The organism is Subtercola frigoramans, assembly GCF_016907385.1.
In the GTDB taxonomy this organism is placed as follows: Bacteria; Actinomycetota; Actinomycetes; order Actinomycetales; family Microbacteriaceae; genus Subtercola; species Subtercola frigoramans.
In genome coordinates this window covers 517,408-543,667 of sequence record NZ_JAFBBU010000001.1, presented here as the reverse complement: position 1 = coordinate 543,667, position 26,260 = coordinate 517,408, and the positions used below count along the sequence as shown (strand labels likewise).

Sequence of the window (26,260 nt, the reverse complement as noted above, 5' to 3'; positions counted from 1 at the left end):
CCACGCCGCTAGGTGCGTCCAACCACCACGCCATCGGCATTCACGTCGAGGTTGCCGAAGGATGAACCAGCGAATCTCAGGCCTTCCACGTGAAGAGCGCCGGCAACGGCAGGGATGATCGGCCGCACCGCCAGCGAACCACCCTGTGCGTCGGGCTCGAGCCCGAGCGCCGAAGCGAGCACGCTGACCGCCGCGGCGGCAGACCAGGCCTGCGGGCGGCAGGCGGCCGGATACGCGACCGGGCTCCCGACGTCGGCCACAGAGTCGCCGGAATGCAGCTCGGGCATCCGGTAGTCGAAGCCCTCTGCTGCGGCGAGGAGCCCTTCGATCAGCACGGCTGCTTCAGCGGTGAAACCCTGCCGAACCAGTCCCGAGATGGCGATGGCGGTGTCATGCGTCCACACCGACCCGCCGTGGTAGCTGAGCGGCCAGAACCCGGCAGAGTCTGCCGACATCGTGCGCAGCCCGAAGCCCGAGCTGAGGTCGGGTGAGACCAGCCGGCGGGCGATGAGCCCTGCGCGGGCATCCGGAATCAGGCCTGTGCCCAGAAGATGGCCGATGTTGCTGGTCACCGTGTCGACCCGCTGCTTGTTGACGTCGAGCGCCACGGCAGGGTACGCGCCGTCGGGGTCGTCGACCCAGAAGGCAGCGTCGAAGCGGGTCTTCAGCGCCTCGGCCCAGTCGAGCCACGGGGTGCCGTCGTGGCCGAAGTGCGACAGCAGCGCTGCGCCGCCCACGGCAGCCTCATACGCGTAGGCCTGTACTTCGCAGAGCGCGATGGGCCCCTCGGCGAGCGAACCGTCACGCCACTGGATCGAGTCGCCCGAATCCTTCCAGCCCTGGTTCGCAAGGCCGTGCCCGGTGGTGTCGACGTACTCGAGAAAGCCGTCACCGTCGCTGTCACCGTAGTCGCGCATCCATTCGAGGGCGGCGACGAGGTTGGGCAACAAGGCCTCGACCTCGGCGTCGGCGAGCCCCCACTTCCAGGCGTCGTGCAGCAGCACGATCCACAACGGGGTGGCATCGACCGTGCCGAAATACAGCGGCGGCAGCGAGACGTCTTCGCCCGGAATGTTCAGTACCCCCGGGCGCAGTTCGTGCATGATCTTGCCCGGCTGCTCCGCCGTGTCGGCCACCTCAGTCGTCCCCTGCAGGGCCGCCAGCACTCGGAGCGTCGATGCCGCGAGCTCGGTGCCGAACGGCAGCATGAAGCGCGCCGCCCAGATCGAATCACGGCCGAAGAGCGTGAAGAACCACGGTGCACCGGCTGCCAGAAACGGCTCATCGGGAAGCGCCTTCGTCACCATGCGCAGGCCGTCCACGTCGTCGAGCGCGCGCGTGACCCAGTTGGCAAGCCTGCTGTCACCGCTCCGGATGACCGGCAGCACCCCCTCGGAGCCCGCAGTCACTTCGCCTGTGCCTTCGACCACCGCTGCCTCGTCGACGACGTCGACCGACCAGCTGAGAGCGACGGAGCCGTGTGCCGGCAGTCGGATCGACCATTGGAGTGTGAGCGAGTCATCGCCCGGCACCGTGATCGACGCGTCATCGGCACCCTCACTGAGTATTCGGACCCGGGCCGTGATGCTCCCGGAGGTGAGGACGACCGCATCCCCGCCCCGGCTGACGTTTACGCCGATCGAGTACTTCGAACCCTCGCCCGAAATGCCTGCCTTCACCAGCTGGATCTCGCTGAAATCGGGTACCAGGTCAATCCGGATGACGGTCTGTATCTCCGCCGCACGCGCCGAGGTGAGCGTGAGCGTCTCCCTGAGGGTTCCGTCGCCGATCACGCGGGCGCGGTCGAGCCTGACTCGAGGGTCGGCCCCTGGGCCGTCGAGTCGTCGAAGGAGTGAGACGAACGACGCGGCGCCAGCGCGGCGCAGGTGTTGCGCGATGGGCTCCGGCACCTCGCCACCGACCGTGAGCGAGATCGAGGAGAAGACCCGTGACTCCGAGTGGTAGAAACCGTGGATCGGCTTGCTGCCGACCTCGCCGTCGGAGCTCGACCACAACTGGGTGGGTGCACTCAGCAGAACGAGGTCGTCGTTGAGCAGGGGCTGGAGTGAAGCGGCTTGTGCGGGAATGAGAGAGTCTCCTTCAGGGAACGGCTGTTCTGATGTGTCGGGAATCGTCTGGCTGGCGGCAGGAATCGGCGCGCTCGGCGTGCGCGGGGCTCGTGCGCAGCCCGCCAGGGTCGGCGCTACCTCACTCCTTCACCGCGCCGTCGCTGGCATTGAGGATGCGCTTCTGGAAGATGAAGAAGACGATCGCCACCGGGATGGTCATGACCGCGGCCGCGGCGAGCTTGAGCGGGTACTGCGAACCCTGGCTGAGCTGCCCGCTTGCAAGGGAGGCCACGCCCTTCGTCAGAGTGGTGAGAGCCGGGGACTGCGTCGACACGATGAAGTGCGTCAGTTCGTTCCACGACCCCTGGAACGACAGGATGATGATGGTGATGAGCGCAGGCCTCGCCATCGGCAGAACGATCGACCAGAACGTTCGGAAGACGCCGGCGCCGTCGATCTTCGCCTGCTCCTCGACGCTCGGCGGGATCGATTCGAAAAAGCTCTTCATGATGAAGACACCGGCAGCATCGGCCAGCAGCGGGATGATCATGCCCGAGTAGGAGTCGTACATGCCGAGTTGGTTGATGACGAGGAACTTCGGAATCAGCAGCACGACCCCCGGCACGCTCATCACAGCGATGAGCCCCAGGAAGACGAGATTACGACCGCGGAAGCGGAGCCGTGCGAGGGCGTAGCCGGCGAGGGAATCGAAGAACACCCGGCCCGCTGTGACGAACAGCGTGACGACGACCGAATTCTTGAACCAAACCGGGAAGTCCGAGCTGAGGAACAGCCGCTCATAGGCGGCCGTCGTGAACGTCTGAGGCACTAGCGACAACGGACTCGCCGCTGCCTCTGCATCGGTCTTGAACGACGTCGCGACATTGATCAGGAACGGGAAGATGTAGACGACCGCAATCACGATCAAGATGGCGAACACCACTGAACGCGCGATCAGCTCCTTGCGACCCGGGCCCGAGCGGCGGCGCCGTGGAGCTTTCTGCGCCACTGCGGGGATGCTCGGGGCGACGGCTGCACTCATCAGCGGACCTCGTCTTTCTTCTCGGCAACGGCGGCAACGGCCAAGGCCGAGGAATTCGTCGCGGATGCTGCAGGGAGGTAGGCACGCATGCGTCGCCGGGAGACACCACGCTCGCGCAGCACCCACCGTTGAACCAGGGTCAGCACGACGATGATGACGAAGAGCATGAACGCGATCGCCGAACCCTTGCCCCACTCCTGGTTGCTGAACGCAGAGGTATAAGAGAGGTACGCCGGAGTGACAGTGGTCTTGCCGGGGCCGCCCTGTGTACCGGTGTAGATCTGGTCGAACACCTGCCAGGTGCCGATGAGCCCCAGCGTGAGCACGGTGAAGAGAACCGGTCGCAGCTGAGGCAGGGTGACCCGCCAGAAGCGCTGCCAGCCGTTTGCGCCATCCATCATGGCCGCCTCCTGCGTCTCACCACTGAGGTTCTGCAGTGCTGCGATGAAGAGGAGCATGAACGTTCCGCTGGTGGTGAAGATCGCCATCAGAATGAAGGCCGTCATTGCCACCGATGGGCCAGACAACCAGTCCCAGTAGGAGACTCCCAGTGCCATGTTGTCGGTCAGCACGGCAGGCCCCGAGGTGACGCCGAAGAGCGCCAGGAAGTTGTGCACGATTCCCGACGGGTCTGCGAACCAGTTGGGCCCGTTGACGCCCAGGTAGGAGAGCAACTTGTTGACCGCACGGGTGGCTCCGAACAGGAACAACCAGAGCACGGTGATGGCGACCGAGCTCGTCACCGACGGAAAGTAGAAGGCGGTGCGAAAGAAGCCCCGGCCGCGCAGGATGGCCCGGTTGACCATGACGGCGAGAAAGAGCGAGACGGCTGTCTGCAGGGGCACAACCAGGAGCACGTACCACGCATTGTTGCGCAGCGAGATGCCGAAGTCGCGTTCTGCGAGCCCGCCGCCACCGAGCAGGTCCTGGTAGTTGTTGAAGCCGATGAAACTGACGTCACCCGAGAAGGGGCTGCCCCTGCCCGACCAGTCGGAGAAGCTGACCCAGAGGGCCATACCGACAGGCACCACGAGGAAGAGGCCGAGAATGACGATGATCGGCAGAGTGAAGAGCCAGCCGGCCACCCCTTCGCGCCCCGCGATGGCGGCGCGACGCGAAGAGGTGGCCTTCGACCCGGAGGTGACGGTCATTACTTGCCGACGACCGCTTCGAGGTTCTTCTGGGTCTGGTCGAGAATGGCCTGCGGGTCACCCGTTGCGATGGATTCGAGCTGCGAGTTGAGGTCGGTGATCACATCGGAGGCACCCTTAGCGTTGGGCACACCCTGGGCGAAGTCAGCCGATTCGAGGAACGGTGCGAAGGTGGGGTTGGCCGACTTCCACTGGTCCGCTGCGGACTGCACAGACGGCATCACGCCGAATGCGCTGGCGAATGACAACTGCTGGTCGGTCGAAGTGAGTTGTTCGACGAGCTTGAGCGCAGCATCCTGATTCTGGCTGTCGGCAGCGATGCCCCAGCAATTGGTGAACTGGAGCGTGCCCTGGCCGGCCGGGCCGGCGGGCAGCTGGGCGACCGTGTACTTGATGGCCGGGTAGTCGCTCTTCATCGCGCCGCCGATCCAGTTGCCCTCGATCGTCATCGCTGCGAGGCCCTTGCCGAAGGCCTCGCCGCCCCAGCCAGCGCCGAGGTCTTTGGTGGTCTTCGCCGAACCGCTCGCAAGCAGGGACTTCACGTACTGGAGCCCGGCGACGTTCGCTGCGCTGTTGGCGGTGGCTGTCTTGCCGTTGGTGCTGACGAGCCCACCACCGGCCTGCGCCATGAAGGCGCCGAGACGGGCGTATTCCGGCGAGAAGGCGAGGCCGACGTGGTCAGCGGTGGTGAGCTTGGCCGCGACCGCGCTCAACTGGTCCCACGTCTTCGGGATGTCGGCGTCGGTCAGGCCGGCCTGCGCCCACATGTCGGTGTTGATCTCGAGGCCGAGGGTCGAGAAGTCCTTCGGGGCGCAGTAGAACGTGCCGTCGTAGGTGAACGAGCTGACCAGCGTCGGGTAGAAGTCGTCTTTGTTGCTGAGTTTGTCGCCGTACGCGAGCAGCGATCCGTTCGCTGCGTAGCCGGCGAGGGCATCGGTCGAGACGTAGAAGACGTCGGCGGGCTTGCCTGACGCGAAGCCCTGGGCGAGTTGCTGATTGAGATCTGAGGCCGCGCTGACGGTGGCGGTCGTTCCCGACGACGACGACCAGGCGGCGACCGCGTCGGTCACGGCCTTGGTCTCGGCGTCACCGCTCGAGCCGATCAGAACGGTGAGCGGCGAGCCCGCGTTCTGGGTGGCGCCAGCGCTGCCGCCGCTGAAACTCGAACCGCTGCAGCCGGCCAGGCCGACGGCGGTGATCGTGGCGAGTGCGCCGAGAGCGGCCCACATCTTCTTGCTTCGTTGCATGATTTCTCCTTGGATACCCGTCCTTGATCGATCGGCAGTCGTCCGCGACTGAAAATTAGATCGATCAAATTGCTGTGCCTTCACGGTAACCTCGCCCGCGCCGCATTGTCAAGAAAGCGATTTGATCGATCCAAGCAGAAATGACGCGATGGTGGCATGATGGGGGCATGAAGCGGCTCGCCACCATCTCCGACGTCGCAGAGGCGGCAGGGGTCTCGAAACAGACGGTGTCGAACGTGCTGAACACCCCGGCGATCGTGCGACCCGACACGAGGGAGCGCGTGCAGCGGGCGATCGACACACTCGAATACCGGCCGCACGCGTCTGCGCGACGGCTTCGCACGCGCAGGAGCTCGACCCTGGGCATCCGGCTCGACCCGATGGTCGACGGCATCTCGGGCTCGGTTCTCGACCGCTTTCTGCACGCGCTGACCGAGCAGGCCGCCGCCTATGGCCTGCGCATTCTGCTGTTCACCGCCGCCGACCCCGACGATGAGATCGCGCAGTACCGGCGCCTGCTCGACGGTGCCGATGTTGACGCCTTCGTTCTCACCTCCACCTTTCACGGCGACCCGCGCACCGAATGGCTGATCGCGAACGGGCACGACTTCGTCACCTTCGGGCGCCCATGGGGCATCGACGACATGGATGACCCGCAACACCTCTGGGTCGACGTCGACGGATGCTCGGGGGTGCGTGAAGCGACAGCCTACGCGCTCGCGACGGCCGGGCCGCGGGTGGGCTACATCGGCTGGCCGAGCCCGTCGGGCACCGGCGACGACCGCAGGCGCGGGTGGCTCGAAGCCATGGCCGGCTCCGACACACCCCTGTCGAACGTCGAACTCGACGCACTGCAGATCGCCGTCGACGACGGAGTCGCCTCCGGCAGGGCCGCCATGGCCGACCTGGTCGCCGCAAACCCCTCACTCGATGCCGTGGTCTGCGCGAGTGACTCGTTGGCCCTCGGCGCGATGATGGCGAGCAACCGCGGAATTCCCGTCACCGGCTACGACAACACCCCTGTGGCTGCAGCCGTGGGTTTGTCGAGCGTCGAACAGCCACTGGTCGAGGTCGCCGCAAGGGTTCTCGAGCTTCTGGTCGGCGAATTCGGTGCACCAACCCCCGGCCCGGGCACCGACCTCCCCCCGGCCGAATCGAGGCATCGGCTGCTGACACCCCGACTTGTAGTGAGGCAGTCGCTCGACTCGGCCGGGGGGAGGCTGGCGCCCGACACCACGCAGACGCAGGCGGCAGGCGGGCGTTGACCGGGCTTCGGCCCACGCCGGGAGATCTCAGCGTGGGCCGATCATCCATGGGAGAATCTCCCCATGTCAGATCCCATTGTCGTCACCGCCATCTTCACGCCAGCTACGGGTGCGCGCGACGCACTCATCGAAGCACTTTCCCTCGCGATCGCCGAGGTACACGAAGAGCCGGGCTGCGAGCTGTACGCCATCCACGACGCCCCGGACGGCACGATCGTCATGCTCGAGAAATGGAGCTCGGTCGATGAGCTTGATCGACACGGTGCCGGTGAGCCCGTTGCGCGCCTGAACTCCTCTCTCGCGGGGCTGCTGGCCGAAGCCGTTGTCGTCACCCGCCTCGTGCCGATTCCTGCGGGCACAGAGGTACAGGGCCAACTCTAGGTGGCAGACCTCGTCATCGTCGCCGGGGTCAGCGGCTCGGGCAAGTCGACGGTCGGCGAGGCACTCGCCCTCGAGCTCGGTGTGCCGTTCGTCGATGCCGATTCGCTGCACTCCGCGGCCAACGTCGCCAAGATGGCGGGCGGCACACCCCTCACCGACGAAGATCGCGGGCCCTGGCTCGACAGCATCGGCCAGGCCATGCGCTCTGCCGAGAACGACGGCCTCGTCATGGCGTGCTCCTCGCTTCGCCGGCGTTACCGCGACCAGATCCGGGCATCCGCACCTGGCACCTTCTTCGTGACGCTCACTGGTTCACGCGAACTCCTGGCCGAACGACTCGCCGGTCGTGCCGGCCACTTCATGCCGCCGGCGTTGCTCGACTCGCAACTGGCCGCGTTCGAGCCCCTGCAACCGGATGAACGGGGCATCGATCTCTCGATCGACGCCGCTCCAGACACCCTCGTCGCCCGCGCGGTTGAGGCCATTCGCGCGCATCCGTAGGCGCAGCGCGCCACCGCTTCAGCGCTGACCTATGGCATCCCTCGTCGGACTGGCTGCGGCCACCAACCCGACGCCGACTGTCACGAGCCGCTCACGCACGTTCCCTCCGCGGCATCACAACCTCCCTGATGATGAGAATCGCACCGGCCGAGATCGGGATGGCTACGAGCGCTCCGGCGAGGCCGAAGAGGGTTCCGCCGGCCAGTGCAGAGATCAGCACAACAGAACCGGGAACCGACACGGCCTTGCTCATCACCTTCGGGGTCAGAACATATGCCTCGACTTGCATGTAGATCAGCATGAAGATGAGCACGATCAGTGCGGAGACGGGCGAGTGGATGAACGCGATGACCGTCATCGCGCAGGTGGTCAGTACCGTGCCGATCAGCGGGATGAGCGTGATGAAGAAGGCTGCGATACCGATGATGAACGCCCCGGGCACACCCACGATGGAGAGCAGCACCACACTGTAGACCGCATTGCAGAAGGCGAGGATCACCATGCCACTCAGGTACTTGCCCACATTGCGCAGGATCTGGTTGGTGTACTTCTCGAACGACGCCCGCTTCGACGCTGCGACCAGCTTGAACCCCGCCTCTTTGGTCGCGTCGTAGGTCGCCACGAAGTAGATCGTCAGAATGGCGATGAAGAACCCAGACGTGATGGCGTTGGCGATGTCGAGCCCCAGCCCGACGAGCCCGTTGCCGACTGTCACCCACACCTGTGGGTCACTGGCCTCCTTGGCGATCCAGCTGAGGATCGCGCCCACCACTCCGTTGCTGGCCTCGTTGGTCTGGTCGAACCACCCTTCGTCGCGCAACCGGGTGATCTCCGCCGGGATCGATACGGCGAGCTGGCTGACCTGTTGGATGATCAGCGGCAGGATCACCCAGACCACCGTCACCAGCAGGGCGATGATGAGGAGGATGACCGTCACCAGCGCCCACGCCCTGGTGAATCGTCGACGTTCGAACCAGCGCACGAGGGGGTCGAGCCCTACGGTCACGAACAGTGCGAGGAACACCGAGAAGACGATGGTGCGGAGGTTGTAGATCGCCAGCCCCGTGGCGAGCGCCCCGAGCACACCGAGAGTGACCACGTAGCCCCAACCGAAACCCCGATGCGGGGAGCCGATCATCCCAGGGTCGTCGATGATCGATCCGGTGTCGACTACGCGCAGCCCCTCGAGAGGCTCAACGTGATTCGAGCCCGTCGCAGCAGCGCTGTCGGCTTTGGGCGCGGCCTCAAGGCCTGCGTCACTGGTGTTGTCGGTCATTCGGGTCTCCCGGGCAGCATTGGCGATTGACCACATGGTATTGCCCCAGCCGCCCTGCCGTTCGCTCGCCACTCAGTTCACTGTCACTCCCGGCTGCTCGATCGTGAGCCCGAGAATCTGGGCGGCGAATCGCTGACGATGGTCGTACGTGATGAAGACGTCGGCGGCGATGTGTTGCGCCGCAGCGATGTGCAACGCATCAAGACTTCGGAGACTGGGTTCGGGAATCAGCCCGGCTTCGCGGTAGATGCTTCGCCCCATATCGATGAGCGTGAATCGCGACAGTAGTTCTGTCACCGCGGCCTGAGCGATCGACACCCTGTTTGCGAGCCTGCGCAATTCCGTCTCCAGAATGAACCCTGACGCAATGACAGTTCCCGGGACGGCTGCAAGTTCGTCTAGGTGCTGCGCAAGGGCCAGCGATTCCGCTTCATCGATCAGCAACTTTCCGACCGCCGAGGTATCGAGATAGACAATCATCGGTCGTCGCGGAGTTCGTCGAGCAGCTGCCGAACTGTCTGTTCTGTAGCTGCTCGCGGCAGGTCTGCGAAGAGTCCATGACTCAAGGGGCTCCTGTGCGCAACCCCACGAAGCGCTTCAGAATTCGGCGCACTCAGAATGGCAACGACTTCGCCATTGTTCGTGATCTCGAAGGTCTCGCCGGCCTGCACTGCGCGCAGTACCACAGCACTGTCATTGCGCAGTTCGCGGTGAGCTATCGTCTTCATGACGCAAGTGTAGCACCTGTAGCACATCTGCCGGCAAAACCACAGGAGAGCCTGGGCGAAACACGTACCGGAACCAATCGCACACGGCGCGGAGCTAGAGCAGTGCGCGCGTCGCGATCGGCTCTGACAGTGCGCTCATCGACTTCTCGCGTCCCGCCAGGTAGTACGCCGTCGACTCGGGCGCACTGGAGAAGCCTGCCTGCTGCTCGAGCTCCTTCTCTGCGATCAGTGGCCAGTTCGGGCTGAGGAGGAGTTCCCTTCCCATCGCCACGAGGTCGGCGCCCCCAGAGGTGATCACATTGTCTGCCTGCTGGGCGTTGACGATCAGGCCGACTGCCATCGTAGGAATCTCCGCACGCTGGCGCACGGCTCGCGCGAGTGGAACCTGGTATCCCGGCTCGAGCTTGATGCCAGCACCCGGCTCGAGTGGGGAAGCCGCTGTCGCCCCCATGCCACCCGACGAGCAATCGATCAGATCGACGCCGATCGCCTTGAGGGTGAGAGCGAGGTTCACCGAATCCTCGAGGTTCCACCCCTCCCCGTCGATCACCGACAGTCTCACGAAGAGCGCCTTGCGATCGGGCCACACCCTCCGGATCGCTTCGACGATCTCAACCAGGAACCGGATCCGGTTCTGGAACGAGCCCCCGTAGCCATCGGTGCGGGTGTTCGTCACCGCCGACAGGAATTCGTGAATGAGGTAGCCGTGCCCACCCTGGAGTTCGAGGACTTCGTAACCCGCGGCGTCAGCGCGCGTAGCGGCCTTCGCCCAGCCCGCAACGGTGTCGGCGATGTCTGGAATGCTGAGCATCCGTGGCACCGGGTACCCCGGCGCGTGCGGCGTGTCCGTCGCTCCGACGACCTCCCAGCCCTGCCAGTCGTCGTCGCCCTCGAGTTCCAGCGGCCCCCGGCCGTGCCACGGGTACTTTCCCCGAGCCTTGCGTCCGGTCTGAAGCAACTGGATGCCCGGAACCGAACCCTGGCTGCTGATGAACTGGGTGATCCGGCTGAGCGGCTCGATGAATGCGTCGTCCCACAGGCCCAGGTCGCCCGCCGTACCGTTGTTGTACTGGATCGGGCTGGTGCCCTCCTGGATCACGAGCCCGGCCCCGCCGGCGGCGAATCGCCCGAGGTGCATCAGGTGCCAGTCCGTCGAGAAACCGTCGACGCCCTTGTATTGCCACATCGGGCTCACGACGATGCGATTGCGAAGAGTCACCCCTCGGAGGGCGAGTGGGCTGAAGAGTGCCGAAGCGTGGGTCATTGTGCAGATTCTCTCTAGTGATGGCGCGTCATCGGCAGCCGGGGGTGAGCTGGACGATTCGCGGTCAGCGTTCCAGTACGACGGCGAGTCCCTGGCCGACGCCGATGCAGATGGCCGCGACCGCGACACCGCCGCCGCGGCGCTTGAGCTCGTGTGCGGCATGGCCGACGATCCGGCCACCGGAGGCACCGAGGGGATGCCCGATCGCGATCGCGCCCCCGTGGATGTTCACCCGGCCCGGGTCGAGCTCGGGCCAGAGACGGAGGCAGGCAAGGCTCTGGGCAGCGAATGCCTCGTTGAGTTCGACGAAGTCAACGTTGGCCCACGTCTTACCCGCGGAGCGAAGCGCTCGGTTGACCGCCTCGACCGGCCCGATGCCGAAGACATCGGGGTCGACGGCGGCCACGCCCCTGCCGATGATCCTCGCGAGAGGTTCGGCATCGATCGGCGCATTCTCCGCGCCGATGATGAGCATCGAAGCACCGTCGTTGAGGGGTGACGAGTTTCCGGCGGTGATCGTGCCATTCTCTGCGAAGGCCGGCTTCAGGCCCGAGAGTGAAGCAACCGTCGAGTCGGCACGGATTCCCTCGTCGCGGGTCAAGTCGACCCCCGGAACGGAGACGATCTCGTTCTCGTAGATTCCCGCATCCCAGGCAGCAGCCGCCTTGACATGGCTGCTGGCCGCAAAGGCGTCCTGCTCCTCGCGGGTGATCCCGTAGCGCTCGGCGAGGATCTCGTTCGAAGCACCGAGCGAGATGGTCCACTCTTTCGGCATCCGTGGATTGACCAGCCTCCAGCCGATCGTCGTCGAATGCATGATTTCATTCGTCGCGGGGAAGGCTTTGGTCGGTTTGGAGACGACCCAGGGCGCCCGGCTCATGGATTCCACCCCGCCCGCCAGCACGAGCGAAGAGTCGCCTGTCTCCACGAGCCTGCTCGCATCCATGATCGCTTGCAGGCTCGAGCCGCACAGGCGGTTCACGGTCACACCGGGGACCGACGTCGGCAGCCCCGCCAGCAGTGCGGACATGCGTGCCACGTCGCGGTTGTCTTCGCCGGCCTGGTTGGCCGCCCCCGCAATGACGTCGTCGATCGTCGCGGGGTCGACTCCGGGGTTCCTGGCGAGGATCTCCTTGATGGTGACCGCGAGAAGGTCATCCGGCCTCTGCCCCGACAGGGATTTGCCGAAACGGCCGAACGGTGTGCGTACTGCGTCGTAGACGAAACTGCCGGTCATGTCACTCGATCCGGCTGTGGTCGCCCAGGCGGTGCCAGGCGCGATTGTGGTAGACCAGCGGATCGGTCTCAGCGGGCTCCTGCGGCTTGGCCTCGAGCGCCTCGACGAGAACGATCGACGAGCCACCGGCCTGCATCTGGTTCAGAACACGCGCCCTGATCCAGGTGCGAGCCTGAGGGAAGTAGGTCTCGCCCGTCGGCAGCACGTCCCAGAGGGTGCGGTCCGCGAATCGGTCGACTCCACTCGTCGCGCCGAGCTTGGCGATGTGCAGCTGCTCTGCGCTCAGGAGGTGAACGACGACGGTGCGTGCCCGGCGGATCGTCGGCGTACTCGAGGAGATCGCCGAGACCGAGAACATGATGAGCGGCGGTTCAGCGCTCACCGAGGCGACGGACGTCGCGGTGAGTGCCACAGGCCCATCCCCTGCATCGGCCGTGATGACGGCGACGCCGGCAGGATGATCCCTGAAGGCATTCTTGAATTCATCGGCACTCAACACGGCTTCGGTGAGAGGGTCGTAGTTCTCTTTGATCATGATCGGTCCTTACTAGTTGAACGCTGCGACGCCGGTGATGTCCCGGCCGACGATGAGTGCCTGCATGGAGTCGGTGCCCTCGTAGGTGTGCACGACCTCCATGTCGAGGAGGTGGCGCGCCACATGGTTCTCGAGCAGGATTCCGTTTCCGCCGAGCATGTCGCGTGCCTCGCGGCACAGGGCGCGCGACTTCTGACCTGTGAACAGCTTCGCGAGCGAGGCCTGTTCATTCGTCAGGCGGCCCTCGTTCTGGAGCGCACCCGTGCGGAAACAGATCAGCTGCATGGCCGTGAGGTCGGCGAGCATGTTGGCCAGCTTGTACTGCACGAGCTGGTAGTTCGAGATGGACTTGCCGAACTGGACCCGCTCGTTTGCAAAGCGCACCGCGATCTCGTACGAGGCCTGCGCGTGCCCGAGCGCCTCCCAGGCGACCGTCGTCCGTGTCATGTTCAGGACTGACGAGACATCCCGGAACGACTTCGACAGCGCCAGCTTGTTCCCTGCCGGCACCCTGACGCCGGTCATGGTGATCGCCGCCTGCTGAATGGCCCGTTTGGCCATCTTGCCGGTGATCGCCTCGGCGTGGTACCCGTCCGGATACGTGCCGTCGGCGTTCTTCTCCATGATGAAGGCTTTGACCTTGTTGTCTGCGACATCGCGCGCCCAGATGATGACCACATCGGCGACGTGTCCGAGGCCGATCCACCGCTTCTCGCCACTGATCACGTACTCGTCTCCGACAAGCTCTGCTGTCGATTCGAGGCCGACAGAATCGGATCCGTGAGCGGCCTCCGTCAGCGCGAAGGCTCCGAGTTTGCGAAGGGCCGCCAGCTCCGGCAGCCACCGGGTCTTCTGCTCTTCGCTGCCGAGAAGGTTGATCGTGCCCATGACCAGGCCCGACTGCACGGCATTGATCGTATTGAAGCTGCCATCTCCTCGAGAGAGTTCCATGGCGACGAGCCCCGTCTGCAAACGGGTGAGCCCGGGTGCTCCGTAGCCTTTGATCGCCGTGCCGACGATTCCGAGTTCCGCGACCTTCGGCAGCAGGTGATACGGAAAGTCCGCCTTCTCCCAGTACTCGTTGATGACGGGCGTCACCTCAGCGTCGACGAACGCACGCACCTTCGCCGCGAGCGCTCGGTCTTCGTCGCTGAGGTAGTCCGTCACCCGGTAGTAGTCCGAGTCGACGGCGAATACGTCATTCAGTTGGTCGGTCACGATTCCTCTTCTCTGGTGTGACTGGCAGGCCGTAGAGCCAGTCGAGTACGTCAACCCGGCCTTCATTCAACAAAGGGGGCGCCCAGTCATAACTCGGCGCAGTGCGCGAGAACGAGATGGGGTTACGGATGCCCGGCAGTTCCCGTGCGCCGGAACCGGCAGTCACGACGGGTTCGAGTCCGAGTCGCGCAGCAGTATCGACTCCGCCCTTCACATCGAGGATCGGGGCAGCGGGAACGCCCGTGGCCTGGAGAAGGTCAGCCCATTCGCTTGCCGTCCGCACGCTGAGCAGTTCTTCCAGGATCGGTCGCAGTTCGCCCCGATTGTGATTGCGCGCCGGCGCTGTCGCAAATCTTTCGTCGACCCCGAGCTCAGCCCTGCCGATACCGGCGCAGAGCGCGCGGAACAGGGAATCGTTGCCCACAGCGATGACGATCTGGCCGTCTGACGTGGGGAACGGCGCGTAGGGATAAAGGCTCGGGTGTTCGTTGCCCATGCGAGTGGGCACCGTTCCAGACAGGGCGTAGGCACCCGTCTGGTTGACCAGGCCTGAAAGCGCAGAGGAGAGCAGGTTCGTCTCCACCTGCTGGCCTTCACCCGTGACGTCCCGGTGATGAAGTGCTGCGAGTATGCCGATGCAGGCATGCAATCCGGTCATGACATCGAACACAGCGACTCCGGCGCGGAACGGCTCGCCTCCCGGGTTACCAGTGAGATCCATCATTCCCGAGATCGCCTGGGCGAGAAGGTCGTAACCGGGCAGGTCCGCACCCCCCGTAGTACCGAAGCCCGTGATCGACGCGTAGATCACTGAGGGGTTCACTGCGGCGATCGAACTGTACCCGAGACCGAAGCGGGCGAAACCACCCGGCTTGAAGTTCTCGATGACGACATCGGCGCGTGCGGCCAGGTCATGGGCGATCATCCGGTCGTCCTCTGAGGTGAGGTCGAGCACGATCGATCGCTTGTTGCGATTCACCGAGAGGAAGTACGTCGACTCGTCGCCGAGAACCGGTGGTTTGTAGTTACGCGTTTCGTCGCCTGCAGGCGACTCCACCTTGATGACCGTGGCACCCATGTCTGCCAGCAGCATCGTGCAGTACGGGCCGGCAAGAACGCGCGAGAAGTCGGCTATCACCAGGCCGGCAAGAGGGCCTGTCGCCTCCCTGCCGAACACGGACTCGTGCATGCTCACTTGGCACCCTCTGTGCCGTAGTCGAAGAACCCCTTGCCCGTCTTCCGCCCGAGGTCACCCAGGGCGACCAGGTCACGAAGGATCTGGGGTGGCTCGAACCTCGGGCCAATGGTGTCGAAGAGGTACTCGGCGATCCCGAGCCGAACGTCGAGACCGACGAGGTCGGAGGTCCGCAGAGGCCCGACCGGATGCTTGTACCCGAGTTCCATGGCCACATCGATGTCGGCCGCGCTGGCCACGCCCTCTTCGACCATGCGCATCGCTTCGAGAGCAATGGCGAGGCCAAGTCGAGAGCTTGCGAATCCTGGACTGTCGCGCACGGTGATCGATGTCTTACCCAGCGCCTTCACCCATCCGGCCGCCTGGATGGCGTAGTCGTCGGAGGTCGTGTCTGCCACGACGATTTCGACGAGCGTCGACGCGGGAACGGGATTGAAGAAGTGGAGGCCGCCGAAACGCGACGGCGTGCCCAGGTGCGAGCCCAGTCGCTGCACCGACAGCGACGACGTGTTCGTGGCGATCCATGCATCGTCGGCCACCACCCGTTCAACGCCCGTGAGCGCCGCGAGTTTCAGATCGAACTGCTCTGGAACCGCCTCCACGACGAGCCCTGCGTTCGCGAAGGCGTCCGGGGTCGTAGCCACACTGAACCGCTTGGCGATATCGTCTTCGCTCTCGCTCATGGCACCGCGGGCGACGCTGTTCTTGACACTGCTGAGAACGCGACCTTTCGCGCCTTCGGCCCATTCCTCGGTCTGCTCGACGACGACGACGTTCGCTCCGGCAATCAGGAAGGCGTGCGCGATGCCCGCGCCCATCCGTCCGCCACCCAACACTCCGACATACTCTGGGACTGTCATCTCTCGGTTCCTTTTCGATTCAAGAACGCCGTCATCCGCTGCTCTTTGCCGTCGGCTTCGAAGAGCACCGCCTGGGCCAGGTCGTCCACGTACGGGTGCGACGATCTCGGCATGTGCATGACCATCTTTGTGATCCGCACGGCGAGGGGGTCCTGGGCGACGATACGGTCGGCAAGGCGGGATGCTGCGTTCAGCAGGTCTTCTGGTTCATGGATCTCAGTGATGAGCCGCAGCGCAAGAGCCTCGCGGGCGTCGAGGATGCGGCCGGCAAGGAGGATCTCCGTGGCGACGGCGATGCCGACGAGTTCGCGCAGCCGCCAGGTGGCGCCGGCTGCTGCCATGATTCCGAGACCGGTCTCCGGATTGCCGAAGCGGGCGCGCGGGGTCGCAATGCGGAAATCGGCAGCCATCGCCAGTTCGGCACCTCCACCGAGCGCGAAGCCGTCGACGGCTGCGATCACAGGGAGCGGGAGCTTTGCTATGCGGTCGAACAGGCTGGAATTGATCCCTGACAGGGCCTGGTCACGCCGCCGGTAGCGCAATTCGCGAATGTCGGCACCCGAGGCGAACACGGCGTTTCGTTCGGTGTCGGTTCCCGAGAGAATCAGCACCCGCGGTTCGGATTCAAGTGATGCGCAGAGTGCGTGCAGCTCTTCGACCATCTCCCGGTCGATCGCGTTGCGCGTCTCCGGGCGAACGATCCGAGCAAACACGCGATCTTCTGCTTCGTCGATCTGGATCGATGTCATGTGCTGTCTGCGTCCTTTCCGCGTCTTTGCGACCTTGAGATGCCAGTGAACACGATCGGCGACACCGCACACGCTGACTGTGCAGTTCTTGACCATTTCGGCCCCTTGATGGGGCGCGATCGCGCCCGGCCACCGACAATCTGAAAGGGTGCGCAATCCTTCGCGACGCTCTAGTCAGGTCTATGTCGAGGAGGCATCGGTGAGTCACTACCAATCGATCAACCCAGCCACGGGAGAAGTGGAACAGCAGTTCGAGACTCTGGGAGACCTGGAGATCGAGCCCATCCTCGCCGAGGCGAGTCATGGTTACCGCCTCTGGAGATCCGCTCCACTCGCTGACCGTCGGGTGATCATCAAGCGGGCAGCAGAGCTCTGCCGCGAACGATCGGAGTCCCTGGCTTCGATTGTGACCGCCGAGATGGGTAAGCCCATTGTGCAGGCGCGCGGCGAAGTCTCCATCTGGGCATCCATCTTCGACTATTTTGCAGACAATGCCGAGAAGTTCCTCGAAGACGAGCGACTCGAGATCATGGGCGGCGGCGAAGCGTGGGTCAGAACGGATTCGATCGGCGTGCTCCTGGGCATCATGCCCTGGAACTTTCCGTACTACCAGGCCGCACGCTTCATTGCCCCCAACCTGATGCTGGGCAACGCCATCATTCTGAAGCACGCTCCGAACTGCCCTCGGTCCGCCCTCGCAATCGCAGAGATCCTCAGGGATGCGGGCGTGCCGGCCGGGGTCTACACGAACGTGTTCGCCACAAACGACCAAGTCGCGACGATGCTGGCCGATGACCGAATACAGGGTGTCTCTCTCACCGGGTCGGAGCGCGCGGGCTCTGCCGTCGGGGAGATCGCCGGCCGACACATGAAGAAGTATGTGCTGGAGCTCGGAGGATCAGATCCCTTCATCGTTGTCGACCCTGCCGACATGAAGGCCGCAGCCCAGGCCGCCGCCATCGGCAGAATGACCAACGCCGGTCAGGTGTGCACCGCGTCGAAGCGATTCATCGTCGTGGAGAGCGCCTACGACGAATTCGTCCGGCAGTTCGCCCTGGCGATCGAAAAGTACCAGCCCGGTGACCCGCTGTCGGAGTCGACAGTGCTCGGCCCCTTGTCGACGGCGGTCGCCGTCGATGAGCTGGAGGGCCAGGTCGCCGATGCGGTCGAGGCAGGAGCAACGATCCTCGTCGCAGGCGGTCGCGTTGCAGGCCCTGGCAACTTCTTCAAACCGACCGTTCTTGCTGATGTGACGCCGGAGATGCGTGCCTACAGCGAAGAACTCTTCGGCCCGGTGGCCGTCGTGTACCGGGTGGCCGACCTCGGAGAAGCTGTTGCGCTTGCCAATACGTCACCCTTCGGCCTCGCCGCCTCACTCTTCGGCACCGATGACGCGAGCCTGAGGGCAGCCGCCGAAGATCTCGACTTCGGCATGGTCTGGATCAACGGCATCAGCAGGAGCGCTCCAGACCTGCCCTTCGGCGGCGTGAAGCGATCCGGGGTCGGCCGGGAGTTGTCGCGCTACGGCATGTACGAGTTCGCCAACAAGAAACTTGTTCGCATCCCCGCATAGCCGTTCCGGCACCGCGCGAAGCTGACACAGAGAAGGAGCCCGGAGCGAATGCTCCGGGCCCCTTCTCTGTGTTGCGACTAGGCCAGGGCGGGCTGTCCCTGGAAGCGAGGAGCTACCTCGTTCGCAAGAAGAGTCATCGTCTCGCGCTCGCGCTCCTCGTTGACGCCACTGCCATCCATCATCGACAGGAGCAGGGTGCCGAACGGACCCGTGGACTCACGGAACGCCTGCAGCTTCTCAGTCACCGTGTCGGGCGAGCCGTAGATGACCATGCTCTCGATCAGGTCGTCGACGGTGAGGTCTTCGTCTGGAGTCGAGGGGTCCTGCTTCATGACCGCGGTGTAGTTTGCCGCCTTCAGGACTTCCCAGAGGTACGAGAAGTAGTAGTAGTTACCACCATTGGGGTCGAAGACCCTGTCCTTCGCCTCGGCGTCGGTGCTGGCGATGACCATGTTGCGCGACACGCGCCACTCGTCACCGGTCGCCTCTACGCCGATTGACTCGCAGCCTTCGACGTACTTCTGCCAGTGGCTCTGAACCACGAACTGTGGGCAGAAGTTGGCGGTCATCGGCGCCCAGCCACGCTCGACAGCGGTCTTGACGCTGCCCGAGAACGGCGACATAGCGGTCGAGAAGATCGGTGGGTGCGGCTGCTGGAGCGGCTTACCGATGGTGCCTACGCCCAGCTCAGGAATCACAGTTGCGCCGATTCCGAATTCGTAGTGCTTCGTCTTGACCGCATAGGGAGGGTCGGTCTTCCAGAGGTCGAGGATGATGTCGATCGACTCCATCATCTTCTCATTGCGGATCTGGCCATCGAGCACATCGAAGAGCTCCATGTCGCTGGCAAGACCGCCCGGACCGATACCCATCAGGAATCGCCCGTTGCTCAGGTGGTCGAACATCGCAGCTTCGGCCGCGACGAGGGCTGGGTGGTGGTTGGGCAGCGCAAGCACTCCGGTGCCGAGCTTGATGTTCTTCGTACGGCTGATGAGCGACGCGAGGAACATCATCGGCGCGGGGATGGGCTCCGTCGTGCAGGAGACGTGCTCCCCGATGAAGACCTCCTCGAACCCCAGCTTGTCAGCCAGGATGACTCTCTCCGCATCCTCTACATAAACTTCTCCGCGATTCCGCGTCGGCGGGTGCAGCGGCATTCCGAACAGACCGATTTTCATGGTATTCCTTTCTCCGTTGAATGGCTCATTCACGAATTCCGATACTTCCTCCGCTAGCCATCCATCAGTGCGTCTTGTTCACTAACCGAACATTCCCGGCTCGATATCTCCGAGCTGTTCAATAACTGAACAGTTCAGGCCCTCTACAGCCCCGCCGCAAGATACTGAGTGGTCACGCGACGACGCGCGACTGCGAAAGGTTGGGCATGAACAGTGCGGTCAGCTGGGAATCATTCGTCAGGGAGCTTGACGCCAGAAACACTGCACCAAACGCTTTGGTGCAGGCGAAGGATCGCGGCACCGATTCTCTGGAGCTGAGCCCGTTCGAGTTGAGCCAGGAGCTGATGCGCTCTGCCCACGATGTGCTTCGTTCGACAGAAGACGCCCTCGCCGATACGACGACGTGGCTGGCCGTTGCCGATGCCTCTGGCGTCATCACGTACGAATGGGCCTCGAATTCCCACGTGAAGAACCTCATGTCGCGCGCCGATGTCGAGGCTGGAGCCGATCTCACCGAGACGCATGCTGGTGCGAACGGCGTCGGTACCGCGCTTGCCAGACGGAGCCGCACTCTGGTGAAGGGCTCCGAACACTACAACGAGAGTTGGCATCCGTTCGCGTGCGGCGCCAGCCCGATCATCCACCCAGTGACAAAGACCATGATGGGCGTGGTGAACATCACCTGCCTCGTTGCGGAGCAGAACCAGCACCTCAAGATCACGCTCAACTCGATGGTCGCCGGCATTCAGCACGGCTTGCTTGCGAGATCGCGCACCCGGCACCAGCGTCTGCTCGATGCGCACCTGCGCGTACGGCAACAATCCCGGGGGCCTGTCGTGACCCTCGATGCGTTTACCATGATCGTCGAAGACGACCTGGGCGCACTGATCGACCGCCAGTCCATCTGGGAACTGATCGAGAGCGTCGGGCCGCTGGCGACCGAACTCTCACTGCCTTCGGGGCAACGACTGCAACTGATCCCCGTCGTGCGGGGTCGACTCTCAGAGGGCTGCTCGCTGGTCTTCGAACCCGGCCGCAGGGTTGCAGAGCTTGTCGGGGCAGGCGGGCTCGCCGCAATCGAAGTCCAGAAGGGTCGCCGCGAGCGGCTGGGTCCACTCGAACAGGCCGAGTTCGAGGTCATCCTCGCCGCACTGCATTCGACCGGCGGCAACAAGTCAGAAGCAGCAGCCAAGCTGCAGATCTCGCGAGGAACGCTCTACGAGCGTCTTCGACGCTACGGCCTCTGATCCATTCGAGCTGTGCGGAGTAGCGCAGCTCAAGAGACCTCAGAGGCCAGGAAACCTCGTCAGATCTCTTCCAAGCCATAACGCCTGAGGCGCTCGTAGAGCGTTCCTCGCGAGATCTGCAGCCGGTCTGCAGCGATCGATTTGTTCCCCTCGACCTCTCTGAGTACAGAGACGATGACATCCCGCTCGGATTGTTCGATGGGCCCGAGTGAACGCCATTTTGCATCATGCAGACGGTAGCGATCGGTGTGGGCGCCGATCGGTGCCCCGAACACGAGCGAGCAACCCGCCGAAATGTCGGTGTTATCGACCGGAAAGAGTCGCACCCGCTGACCACTCGGGAGTGTGAGCTGGGTGGCGGAGGCCCCGGTGCGCTCGATGAGGCTCCAGATCAGGTCGCGGTCGAACCCGGCGAGTTCCGTGGAGTTCTCAGCGATCATGGTGTGGCCATCGAGGGTGATCACCATCAGAGGAGTCGCCCTCGTCACTCGGAGATGAGCATCGAGCAGTCGTTGGTGCCGCGTTCGAAGGCCTGAGGCGAACGAATCCTGAATGCCCGAGGTCAGGGAGTTCAACGCGATTTTCACGTGCTGGTTCTCTTCAGCGACAAGCGCTGTGATGTTGGCGATACCGATCACTTCGCGCGACAGCGGATGTACGAGGGGGGCTGCGACACAGACGAGGTCGTGCCAGGCGGGATTCAGGTGCTCCGCTCCCCTGACTCGAGAGGAGGCCCCGGTGGCCAGGGCCAGTCCGACTCCGTTCGTTCCTACCGCATGCTCCTCCAGGAGCGTGCCTTTGATGACAGACGCGTTCTCGAGTCGGTGATGAAGGCTCGAAGTCGACGACCACTCGTAGATGACGATGCCGTTCGAATCCGCCAGGGAGACCCAGGTGGTGGTGCTGGCGAGCGCTTCTTCCACACTGTCGAGTACTCCGCGTGCCGCGCGGAGCAGCACGTCGTCTCGGTCTGGTTCGCGGTGTACCTCGATCGATGGTTCGAGCGGGTTCGACTCGACTGACCGTGCCCACGAAGCAGCAATCGGGAGCCGGACGCCGTTCACGGATTCGGTTTCGACGAACCTTTCCCAGCTGCTGGAATACGCCATCGTTCTGACTCGATCACCTTTGGTCGGAGAGGTCGCAAGGAAAACGGCCACACATGCATTACATCATCGATTGGGATCCGGGAAGGAGTCGTTCAGAAAATGAACAGTCATTTTGTTACAAATTCCGTGGCCTGTCCCCGACCGAATCGACGAAAACACAAGCGTTCGGGACCCTGTGCAAGAAATGAACAGTCCGACTCCCACGGTTTCGGGGTGCCCTTAGATTCTGTTGACTCGGCGTTTACGTTCGAGCGCCCTTCGAGGCTCCGCAGGTGGCGAGACGACATCGTGCGAGAGCCGAAGACCCAATCAAAGGAGATATGGCTGATGAAAGCAACACGCTTCTACGGCAAAGAGGACATCCGCACCGAACAGATCCCGGAGCCGGAACTGCTTCCGGGGAGCGTGAAGATCAAGGTCGAATGGACCGGAATCTGTGGCACCGACCTCCACGAGTTCGAAGAAGGCGCAATCTTCTGCCCTAAGCCCGGGCATCCACACCCACTGACCGGTGAAACGACCCCCGTTGTTCTGGGACACGAGCTTGCCGGAGTGATCGCTGGCCTCGGCGAGGGCGTGACCGGGCTCACGGTCGGCGAACGAGTCGCCCTCGAGCCCTACATCCTGTGTGGCGAGTGCGAATACTGCCTCGGCGGCGAGCAGTACAACCTCTGCCCGAAAGCCGGATACTACGGTCTCTCCGGCTGGGGCGGTGGTTTCGCAGAGTACGTCGTGGTGAACAACCCAGCAATGGTGCACCCGCTGGGTGAGCTCTCGACCGAGGTCGGCGCGCTGGTCGAGCCGCTCTCCGTGGCGCACCACGCCGTTCGGCGTTCTGGGGCAAAGGCCGGGGACACGGCTGTCGTGTTCGGCGCTGGCCCAATCGGCATCTTCGTGACCCTGATCCTCAAGGCAATCGGTGTCGAGACGATCTACAACGTCGAGATCTCGACTATCCGCAAGGAGAAGGTTCTCTCAGCCGGCTCGACGCGCGTCATCGACCCCACAGCTGAAGACGTGGTCGCGACCATCCGCGAGCTCACCGGCGGCCGGGGAACCGACGTTGCCTTCGAGTGCGTCGCTGCCTCACCGGCCCTCCAGGCGGCAATGGACTCCACCCGCAGCGGCGGAACGGTCGTGAATGTCTCCATCTGGAGCCACAACGCCGACGTCAACCTCTTCGGCCTCACCATGCGCGAACTCAACCTCGTCGGAACGAGCGCCTACGCGAACGATCACGCTGCCGTCATCAAACTCCTGCAGGAAGGGCGTATCGAGAACGTCGAACAGTACATCACCGGCCGCATCTCGGTTGAGGATGTCGTCGAGCTGGGCTTCAAGCAGCTCATCCACAACAAAGAAGAGAACGTCAAGATCATCGTTCACCCGTAGTCGTTCACACGACGAACCCTGCCGATCTCCGTCGCCCTGTGCAGATACTGAACATTCGCACGGGGCGACGGGATTTTGACAGCAGGATGGCGATCGCGAAGCACCACGAGCACGACTCGATCTTTTTGAAAGATCACCCGGAGCCGAACGTTTCGCGTCCCAAACGACAGCGCAGTCATTCAGAACACTGCGCAGTCAGCACCGATGAAGCAATCACACACTATGCAAAGGAGCACAGAAAAATGCGCACTCGGAAACTCTTGAGTTGGCAGACAGTGGCAGCTGCCGCCCTCATCACCGGCCTCACGGTCGCAACCGCAGGCTGCAGCACGGGCGGATCGTCAAGCTCGAGCACTGCAGCAGCGGGCTCGGGTTCAGGCACCCTCGACGGAAAGGGCGCGCTCATCAAGATCTTCATGCCCTCGACGTCGAACGTCTACCTGGCTGCCGCAGCAAAGGCTGCTGCAGCAGAAGCGAAGACCCTCGGCTACACCTCGAGCATCATCGAGAACAACTTCAGCCAGACCGAAGAAGACCAGCAGGTGCAGGAGTGGCTCGCCACCGGCGAGAAGGCTGCCGCTGTGCTGATCTGGCCGGCTTCCGCAAAGAATGCCACAGCATCCATTCGCGCGCTCTCCAAGGTCGCACCGGTTCTGCAGTGGAACCAGCTGATCGACCCCGCAGCAGACCCCTTCATCAAGATCGGGTACGCGGGCGTCTCCGACCTCGGAATCGGCGACCAGGCCGGTAAGGACACCCTGGCCCAGATCGACACCCTGACGAAGGCCGGCTACAAGTTCCACGGCCCCGGCGGACTGCCGAACGTTCTCGAGATCTCGCTCGGATCTGGCGACTACGCCGCTGGTGAAGACCGCCACACGGCCTTCATGAAGGTCACCGACGGCAAGATCAACTACCTCGGTCGTGAGGGCGCTGCGAACTTCGACGCCCAGGGAGCCTTCACTGCTGCCAGCACCGCGATTCCGAAGTACCTCTCGGCCGGTATCGACATCATCTACGTGCAGACCAACGACATGGGTAACGGTGTTGTGCAGGCTGCTGAACAGAACGGTCTCAAGCCGGGCACCGACGTCTTCCTCATGACGGGAACGTCATCAGGGTCGACCGCGAACCTGCGTTCGGGCAAGATCACGACGGCTGTTCTGCAGTCGCCGGTCATTGAAGGAACGCTGATCGTCGACAACACGGCTCAGTACCTCGCCACGGGCTCGGTCACGGCCGGAACCGTCACGATTGCGTCTGACGAAGCCAAGCCCAAGCTCGAGATGACGCCCCCCACCCGCACCACGTACATGATGAACCCGAGCGTGACCGCTGCCAACATCGACAGCTTCAAGATCTGGGGTTTCGACTTCCAGGCACTGATGGGTGACGCCGCAACAAACTGACGCGCCCCGCGCTCAGCCAGCAGCCCGAAAGGGGTTCCGCAGCAGGGGTTACCCGAACCCAGCTGCGGAGCCCCTCGAGGGCTCACCGTCTCACCGCACCGAAAAACGCGAATCTCACTGTGGAGGAAAGCATGAACGAGACCATTCCGTTCCGACTTGAAGCAAAAGGCATATCGAAGTCGTACGGGGCCATCAGCGCTCTCGATGACGTGAACCTCGCTCTGAAGCCCGGAGAGGTTGTGGCCCTGCTCGGCGAGAACGGTGCAGGCAAGAGCACGATCGTCAAGATCATCTCCGGCCTGATCGTTCCCGACAGCGGCACGATCACGATCGACGGCGAAGAGGTCGTTCTTCCCACAGTGAACGCATCACAGGCAGCCGGCATAGCCGTGGTGCAACAGGAATTCAGCACCGTCGGCACGCTCACGGTGGCAGAGAACCTGGTTCTGGGCCAGCGAGGAGCCTCCTGGTGGTGGAGTCCGAGCAAGCTCAACAGTGCCGCAAGAGCCATTCTCGAGCGAGTCGGGTTGGAAAACCTCGACCCCAACACCCCGGTCGAGAACCTGACCGTTGCAGAGATGCAACTGGTCGAGATCGCCCGCGTCCTGGCCAAAGACGCAAAGATCGTCATCTTCGACGAACCCACAGCCGCGCTCTCCGACGCAGAGATCGTGCGCGTTCTCCGCGTCGTCAAGCGACTCGCAGCCGAAGGCCGCAGCGTCATCTACGTGACCCACCGTCTCCCCGAAGTCTTCGAGATCGCCGACCAGGTGGTCATCTTCCGAAATGGCAAGAGCCAGCCTTCGCGAAACGTGTCCGACCTCACTGTCGACATGGTCGTTGCATTGATGATCGGCCGCGAACTCGGGCACCTCTATCCCGAGAAGTCTCCGAGTATCGGCGAGGTCGTCCTTGAGACGAATGGCCTCAAGATCGCAGGCATGCGATCTGAAGTCAATCTGCAGGTCCGGCGCGGGGAAATCCTCGGGCTCACCGGCCAGCTCGGCTCTGGCACCGCAGAAATCATGCAGGCCATCGCAGGCAACGCCGATGTGTTGGCCGGCACAGTCGAACTCGAAGGTTCACCGATCGACCTCCGCGGACGCCGCCGTGGCATCGTCATCGGCATCGCCTACTGCTCCCCCGACCGGAAGAAAGACGGCATCTTCGCAGGCGTCTCGATCAAACGGAACCTCTCCTCCCCCTGGCTCCGTCGCGTCTCACGCGTGGGATTCGTCAGCCGCAAGCAGGAGATGGACGAAGCGACGCGCAGTGCAGCCAACTTCGCCATCGACCTCGCCCGCATGCAGACCCCAGTCGGCAACCTCTCTGGTGGAAACCAGCAGAAGGTCGCGGTCGGCAAGTGGCTGGGTATCCGACCCCGTGTCCTGCTCGTCGAAGAGCCCACACGAGGGGTGGATGTCGGCGCACGCGCCGAGATCTACGCCCAACTCCGTCGCCTGTGCGACAGCGGCGTCGGAATCATCGTCAGTTCATCTGACACCAACGAAATCCTGGGCCTCTCCGACACGATTGCCACGTATTACCGAGGAGCACAGACGTCGAGCAAATCAGCATCCGAATGGACAGAGCCAGAGCTCGTCCGTGAAGTCATGCACCGTGAGGACTGAATC

General features: G+C 63.6%; 24 protein-coding genes. 8 read left to right on the top strand and 16 right to left on the bottom strand.

Annotated features, from left to right (window positions below; all coding sequences use genetic code 11):
• Positions 1 to 8: 8 nt before the first annotated feature.
• The 4 genes from JOE66_RS02630 to JOE66_RS02615 form a co-directional block, all read right to left on the bottom strand.
• Positions 9 to 2,033: a glycogen debranching N-terminal domain-containing protein gene (locus JOE66_RS02630; protein ID WP_372435504.1), complete on the bottom strand. Its 2,025-nt coding sequence runs from the start codon at positions 2,031 to 2,033 to the stop codon at positions 9 to 11.
• 175 nt (positions 2,034 to 2,208) lie between these two features.
• Positions 2,209 to 3,111, bottom strand: a complete 903-nt coding sequence (locus JOE66_RS02625) for a carbohydrate ABC transporter permease (protein ID WP_205106588.1) — start codon at positions 3,109 to 3,111, stop codon at positions 2,209 to 2,211.
• Complete coding sequence (locus JOE66_RS02620; protein ID WP_205106587.1) at positions 3,111 to 4,262, bottom strand: carbohydrate ABC transporter permease; 1,152 nt, start codon at positions 4,260 to 4,262, stop codon at positions 3,111 to 3,113. The genes JOE66_RS02625 and JOE66_RS02620 overlap by 1 nt, the downstream gene beginning before the upstream one ends.
• On the bottom strand, positions 4,262 to 5,509 hold the full coding sequence (locus JOE66_RS02615) for a sugar ABC transporter substrate-binding protein (RefSeq protein WP_205106586.1): 1,248 nt from the start codon (positions 5,507 to 5,509) through the stop codon (positions 4,262 to 4,264). The genes JOE66_RS02620 and JOE66_RS02615 overlap by 1 nt, the downstream gene beginning before the upstream one ends.
• Positions 5,510 to 5,676: 167 nt before the next feature.
• Between JOE66_RS02615 and JOE66_RS02610 the strand changes: the two genes are divergently transcribed.
• The 3 genes from JOE66_RS02610 to JOE66_RS02600 all read left to right on the top strand — a co-directional run bounded on the left by JOE66_RS02610 (position 5,677) and on the right by JOE66_RS02600 (position 7,656).
• Positions 5,677 to 6,774: a LacI family DNA-binding transcriptional regulator gene (locus JOE66_RS02610; RefSeq protein WP_205106585.1), complete on the top strand. Its 1,098-nt coding sequence runs from the start codon at positions 5,677 to 5,679 to the stop codon at positions 6,772 to 6,774.
• A 63-nt stretch (positions 6,775 to 6,837) separates the two neighbouring features.
• Positions 6,838 to 7,155 (top strand): putative quinol monooxygenase, encoded by a 318-nt coding sequence (locus JOE66_RS02605; protein WP_205106584.1) that lies wholly within the window; start codon positions 6,838 to 6,840, stop codon positions 7,153 to 7,155.
• Complete coding sequence (locus JOE66_RS02600) at positions 7,156 to 7,656, top strand: gluconokinase (RefSeq protein ID WP_205106583.1); 501 nt, start codon at positions 7,156 to 7,158, stop codon at positions 7,654 to 7,656. It begins immediately after the preceding gene.
• A 91-nt stretch (positions 7,657 to 7,747) separates the two neighbouring features.
• On the opposite strand, the gene JOE66_RS02595 is transcribed toward JOE66_RS02600, so the two are convergent.
• The 10 genes from JOE66_RS02595 to JOE66_RS02550 all read right to left on the bottom strand — a co-directional run bounded on the left by JOE66_RS02595 (position 7,748) and on the right by JOE66_RS02550 (position 16,718).
• The gene (locus tag JOE66_RS02595) at positions 7,748 to 8,932 is read right to left on the bottom strand and encodes an AI-2E family transporter (protein ID WP_239518202.1); all 1,185 of its coding nucleotides are present in this window, start codon (positions 8,930 to 8,932) and stop codon (positions 7,748 to 7,750) included.
• A gap of 72 nt (positions 8,933 to 9,004) precedes the next feature.
• Positions 9,005 to 9,412 (bottom strand): type II toxin-antitoxin system VapC family toxin, encoded by a 408-nt coding sequence (locus JOE66_RS02590; RefSeq protein WP_205106582.1) that lies wholly within the window; start codon positions 9,410 to 9,412, stop codon positions 9,005 to 9,007.
• A complete protein-coding gene (locus JOE66_RS02585; protein WP_205106581.1) occupies positions 9,409 to 9,660 on the bottom strand; it encodes a type II toxin-antitoxin system Phd/YefM family antitoxin in 252 nt (83 codons plus the stop codon). Before JOE66_RS02585 ends, JOE66_RS02590 begins: the two co-directional genes overlap by 4 nt.
• 94 nt (positions 9,661 to 9,754) lie before the next feature.
• Positions 9,755 to 10,924, bottom strand: a complete 1,170-nt coding sequence (locus tag JOE66_RS02580; RefSeq protein WP_205106580.1) for an NADH:flavin oxidoreductase/NADH oxidase — start codon at positions 10,922 to 10,924, stop codon at positions 9,755 to 9,757.
• Positions 10,925 to 10,988: 64 nt separating this feature from the next.
• Positions 10,989 to 12,161 (bottom strand): thiolase family protein, encoded by a 1,173-nt coding sequence (locus tag JOE66_RS02575; RefSeq protein ID WP_205106579.1) that lies wholly within the window; start codon positions 12,159 to 12,161, stop codon positions 10,989 to 10,991.
• A 1-nt stretch (position 12,162) separates the two neighbouring features.
• Positions 12,163 to 12,696, bottom strand: a complete 534-nt coding sequence (locus tag JOE66_RS02570) for a flavin reductase family protein (protein WP_205106578.1) — start codon at positions 12,694 to 12,696, stop codon at positions 12,163 to 12,165.
• Positions 12,697 to 12,708: 12 nt separating this feature from the next.
• Entirely contained in the window at positions 12,709 to 13,914 is a 1,206-nt protein-coding gene (locus tag JOE66_RS02565) for an acyl-CoA dehydrogenase family protein (RefSeq protein WP_307827015.1), read from the bottom strand.
• The gene (locus JOE66_RS02560; protein ID WP_205111510.1) at positions 13,895 to 15,103 is read right to left on the bottom strand and encodes a CaiB/BaiF CoA transferase family protein; all 1,209 of its coding nucleotides are present in this window, start codon (positions 15,101 to 15,103) and stop codon (positions 13,895 to 13,897) included. Before JOE66_RS02560 ends, JOE66_RS02565 begins: the two co-directional genes overlap by 20 nt.
• Positions 15,104 to 15,105: 2 nt before the next feature.
• Positions 15,106 to 15,969, bottom strand: a complete 864-nt coding sequence (locus tag JOE66_RS02555) for a 3-hydroxyacyl-CoA dehydrogenase family protein (RefSeq protein ID WP_205106576.1) — start codon at positions 15,967 to 15,969, stop codon at positions 15,106 to 15,108.
• A complete protein-coding gene (locus tag JOE66_RS02550; protein ID WP_205106575.1) occupies positions 15,966 to 16,718 on the bottom strand; it encodes an enoyl-CoA hydratase/isomerase family protein in 753 nt (250 codons plus the stop codon). The genes JOE66_RS02555 and JOE66_RS02550 overlap by 4 nt, the downstream gene beginning before the upstream one ends.
• Before the next feature lie 148 nt (positions 16,719 to 16,866).
• On the opposite strand from JOE66_RS02550, the gene JOE66_RS02545 reads away from it, so the two are divergent.
• Positions 16,867 to 18,291, top strand: a complete 1,425-nt coding sequence (locus JOE66_RS02545; protein ID WP_307827014.1) for an NAD-dependent succinate-semialdehyde dehydrogenase — start codon at positions 16,867 to 16,869, stop codon at positions 18,289 to 18,291.
• Between the two features lie 77 nt (positions 18,292 to 18,368).
• Here the strand turns inward: JOE66_RS02545 and JOE66_RS02540 are convergent, their stop codons facing one another.
• Positions 18,369 to 19,469, bottom strand: a complete 1,101-nt coding sequence (locus JOE66_RS02540) for an LLM class flavin-dependent oxidoreductase (protein WP_205106573.1) — start codon at positions 19,467 to 19,469, stop codon at positions 18,369 to 18,371.
• A 206-nt stretch (positions 19,470 to 19,675) separates the two neighbouring features.
• Between JOE66_RS02540 and JOE66_RS02535 the strand changes: the two genes are divergently transcribed.
• The gene (locus JOE66_RS02535) at positions 19,676 to 20,716 is read left to right on the top strand and encodes a helix-turn-helix domain-containing protein (protein WP_205106572.1); all 1,041 of its coding nucleotides are present in this window, start codon (positions 19,676 to 19,678) and stop codon (positions 20,714 to 20,716) included.
• Between the two features lie 59 nt (positions 20,717 to 20,775).
• On the opposite strand, the gene JOE66_RS02530 is transcribed toward JOE66_RS02535, so the two are convergent.
• Positions 20,776 to 21,825: a helix-turn-helix domain-containing protein gene (locus tag JOE66_RS02530; RefSeq protein WP_205106571.1), complete on the bottom strand. Its 1,050-nt coding sequence runs from the start codon at positions 21,823 to 21,825 to the stop codon at positions 20,776 to 20,778.
• A 327-nt stretch (positions 21,826 to 22,152) separates the two neighbouring features.
• Here JOE66_RS02530 and JOE66_RS02525 point away from each other — a divergent pair, with 327 nt between their 5' ends.
• From JOE66_RS02525 to JOE66_RS02515, 3 genes are all read left to right on the top strand, one after another.
• The gene (locus JOE66_RS02525; RefSeq protein ID WP_205106570.1) at positions 22,153 to 23,217 is read left to right on the top strand and encodes a 2,3-butanediol dehydrogenase; all 1,065 of its coding nucleotides are present in this window, start codon (positions 22,153 to 22,155) and stop codon (positions 23,215 to 23,217) included.
• 242 nt (positions 23,218 to 23,459) lie between these two features.
• Positions 23,460 to 24,626 carry a substrate-binding domain-containing protein gene (locus tag JOE66_RS02520; RefSeq protein ID WP_205106569.1) on the top strand — a complete coding sequence of 389 codons (1,167 nt, stop codon included), beginning with the start codon at positions 23,460 to 23,462 and terminating at the stop codon, positions 24,624 to 24,626.
• A 131-nt stretch (positions 24,627 to 24,757) separates the two neighbouring features.
• Positions 24,758 to 26,257, top strand: a complete 1,500-nt coding sequence (locus tag JOE66_RS02515; protein WP_205106568.1) for a sugar ABC transporter ATP-binding protein — start codon at positions 24,758 to 24,760, stop codon at positions 26,255 to 26,257.
• Positions 26,258 to 26,260 lie beyond the last annotated feature (3 nt).

Bases quoted from the DNA above. Each gene is read 5' to 3' on its own strand.
- JOE66_RS02525 (WP_205106570.1), top strand. From the start codon at position 22,153: ATGAAAGCAACACGCTTCTACGGCAAAGAGGACATCCGCACCGAACAG.
- JOE66_RS02560 (WP_205111510.1), bottom strand. From the start codon at position 15,103: ATGCACGAGTCCGTGTTCGGCAGGGAGGCGACAGGCCCTCTTGCCGGC.
- JOE66_RS02550 (WP_205106575.1), bottom strand. From the start codon at position 16,718: ATGACATCGATCCAGATCGACGAAGCAGAAGATCGCGTGTTTGCTCGG.
- JOE66_RS02605 (WP_205106584.1), top strand. From the start codon at position 6,838: ATGTCAGATCCCATTGTCGTCACCGCCATCTTCACGCCAGCTACGGGT.
- JOE66_RS02520 (WP_205106569.1), top strand. From the start codon at position 23,460: ATGCGCACTCGGAAACTCTTGAGTTGGCAGACAGTGGCAGCTGCCGCC.
- JOE66_RS02615 (WP_205106586.1), bottom strand. From the start codon at position 5,509: ATGCAACGAAGCAAGAAGATGTGGGCCGCTCTCGGCGCACTCGCCACG.
- JOE66_RS02575 (WP_205106579.1), bottom strand. From the start codon at position 12,161: ATGACCGGCAGTTTCGTCTACGACGCAGTACGCACACCGTTCGGCCGT.
- JOE66_RS02620 (WP_205106587.1), bottom strand. From the start codon at position 4,262: ATGACCGTCACCTCCGGGTCGAAGGCCACCTCTTCGCGTCGCGCCGCC.
- JOE66_RS02610 (WP_205106585.1), top strand. From the start codon at position 5,677: ATGAAGCGGCTCGCCACCATCTCCGACGTCGCAGAGGCGGCAGGGGTC.
- JOE66_RS02590 (WP_205106582.1), bottom strand. From the start codon at position 9,412: ATGATTGTCTATCTCGATACCTCGGCGGTCGGAAAGTTGCTGATCGAT.
- JOE66_RS02555 (WP_205106576.1), bottom strand. From the start codon at position 15,969: ATGACAGTCCCAGAGTATGTCGGAGTGTTGGGTGGCGGACGGATGGGC.
- JOE66_RS02570 (WP_205106578.1), bottom strand. From the start codon at position 12,696: ATGATCAAAGAGAACTACGACCCTCTCACCGAAGCCGTGTTGAGTGCC.
- JOE66_RS02515 (WP_205106568.1), top strand. From the start codon at position 24,758: ATGAACGAGACCATTCCGTTCCGACTTGAAGCAAAAGGCATATCGAAG.
- JOE66_RS02530 (WP_205106571.1), bottom strand. From the start codon at position 21,825: ATGGCGTATTCCAGCAGCTGGGAAAGGTTCGTCGAAACCGAATCCGTG.
- JOE66_RS02580 (WP_205106580.1), bottom strand. From the start codon at position 10,924: ATGACCCACGCTTCGGCACTCTTCAGCCCACTCGCCCTCCGAGGGGTG.
- JOE66_RS02535 (WP_205106572.1), top strand. From the start codon at position 19,676: ATGAACAGTGCGGTCAGCTGGGAATCATTCGTCAGGGAGCTTGACGCC.
- JOE66_RS02625 (WP_205106588.1), bottom strand. From the start codon at position 3,111: ATGAGTGCAGCCGTCGCCCCGAGCATCCCCGCAGTGGCGCAGAAAGCT.
- JOE66_RS02585 (WP_205106581.1), bottom strand. From the start codon at position 9,660: ATGAAGACGATAGCTCACCGCGAACTGCGCAATGACAGTGCTGTGGTA.
- JOE66_RS02540 (WP_205106573.1), bottom strand. From the start codon at position 19,469: ATGAAAATCGGTCTGTTCGGAATGCCGCTGCACCCGCCGACGCGGAAT.
- JOE66_RS02595 (WP_239518202.1), bottom strand. From the start codon at position 8,932: ATGACCGACAACACCAGTGACGCAGGCCTTGAGGCCGCGCCCAAAGCC.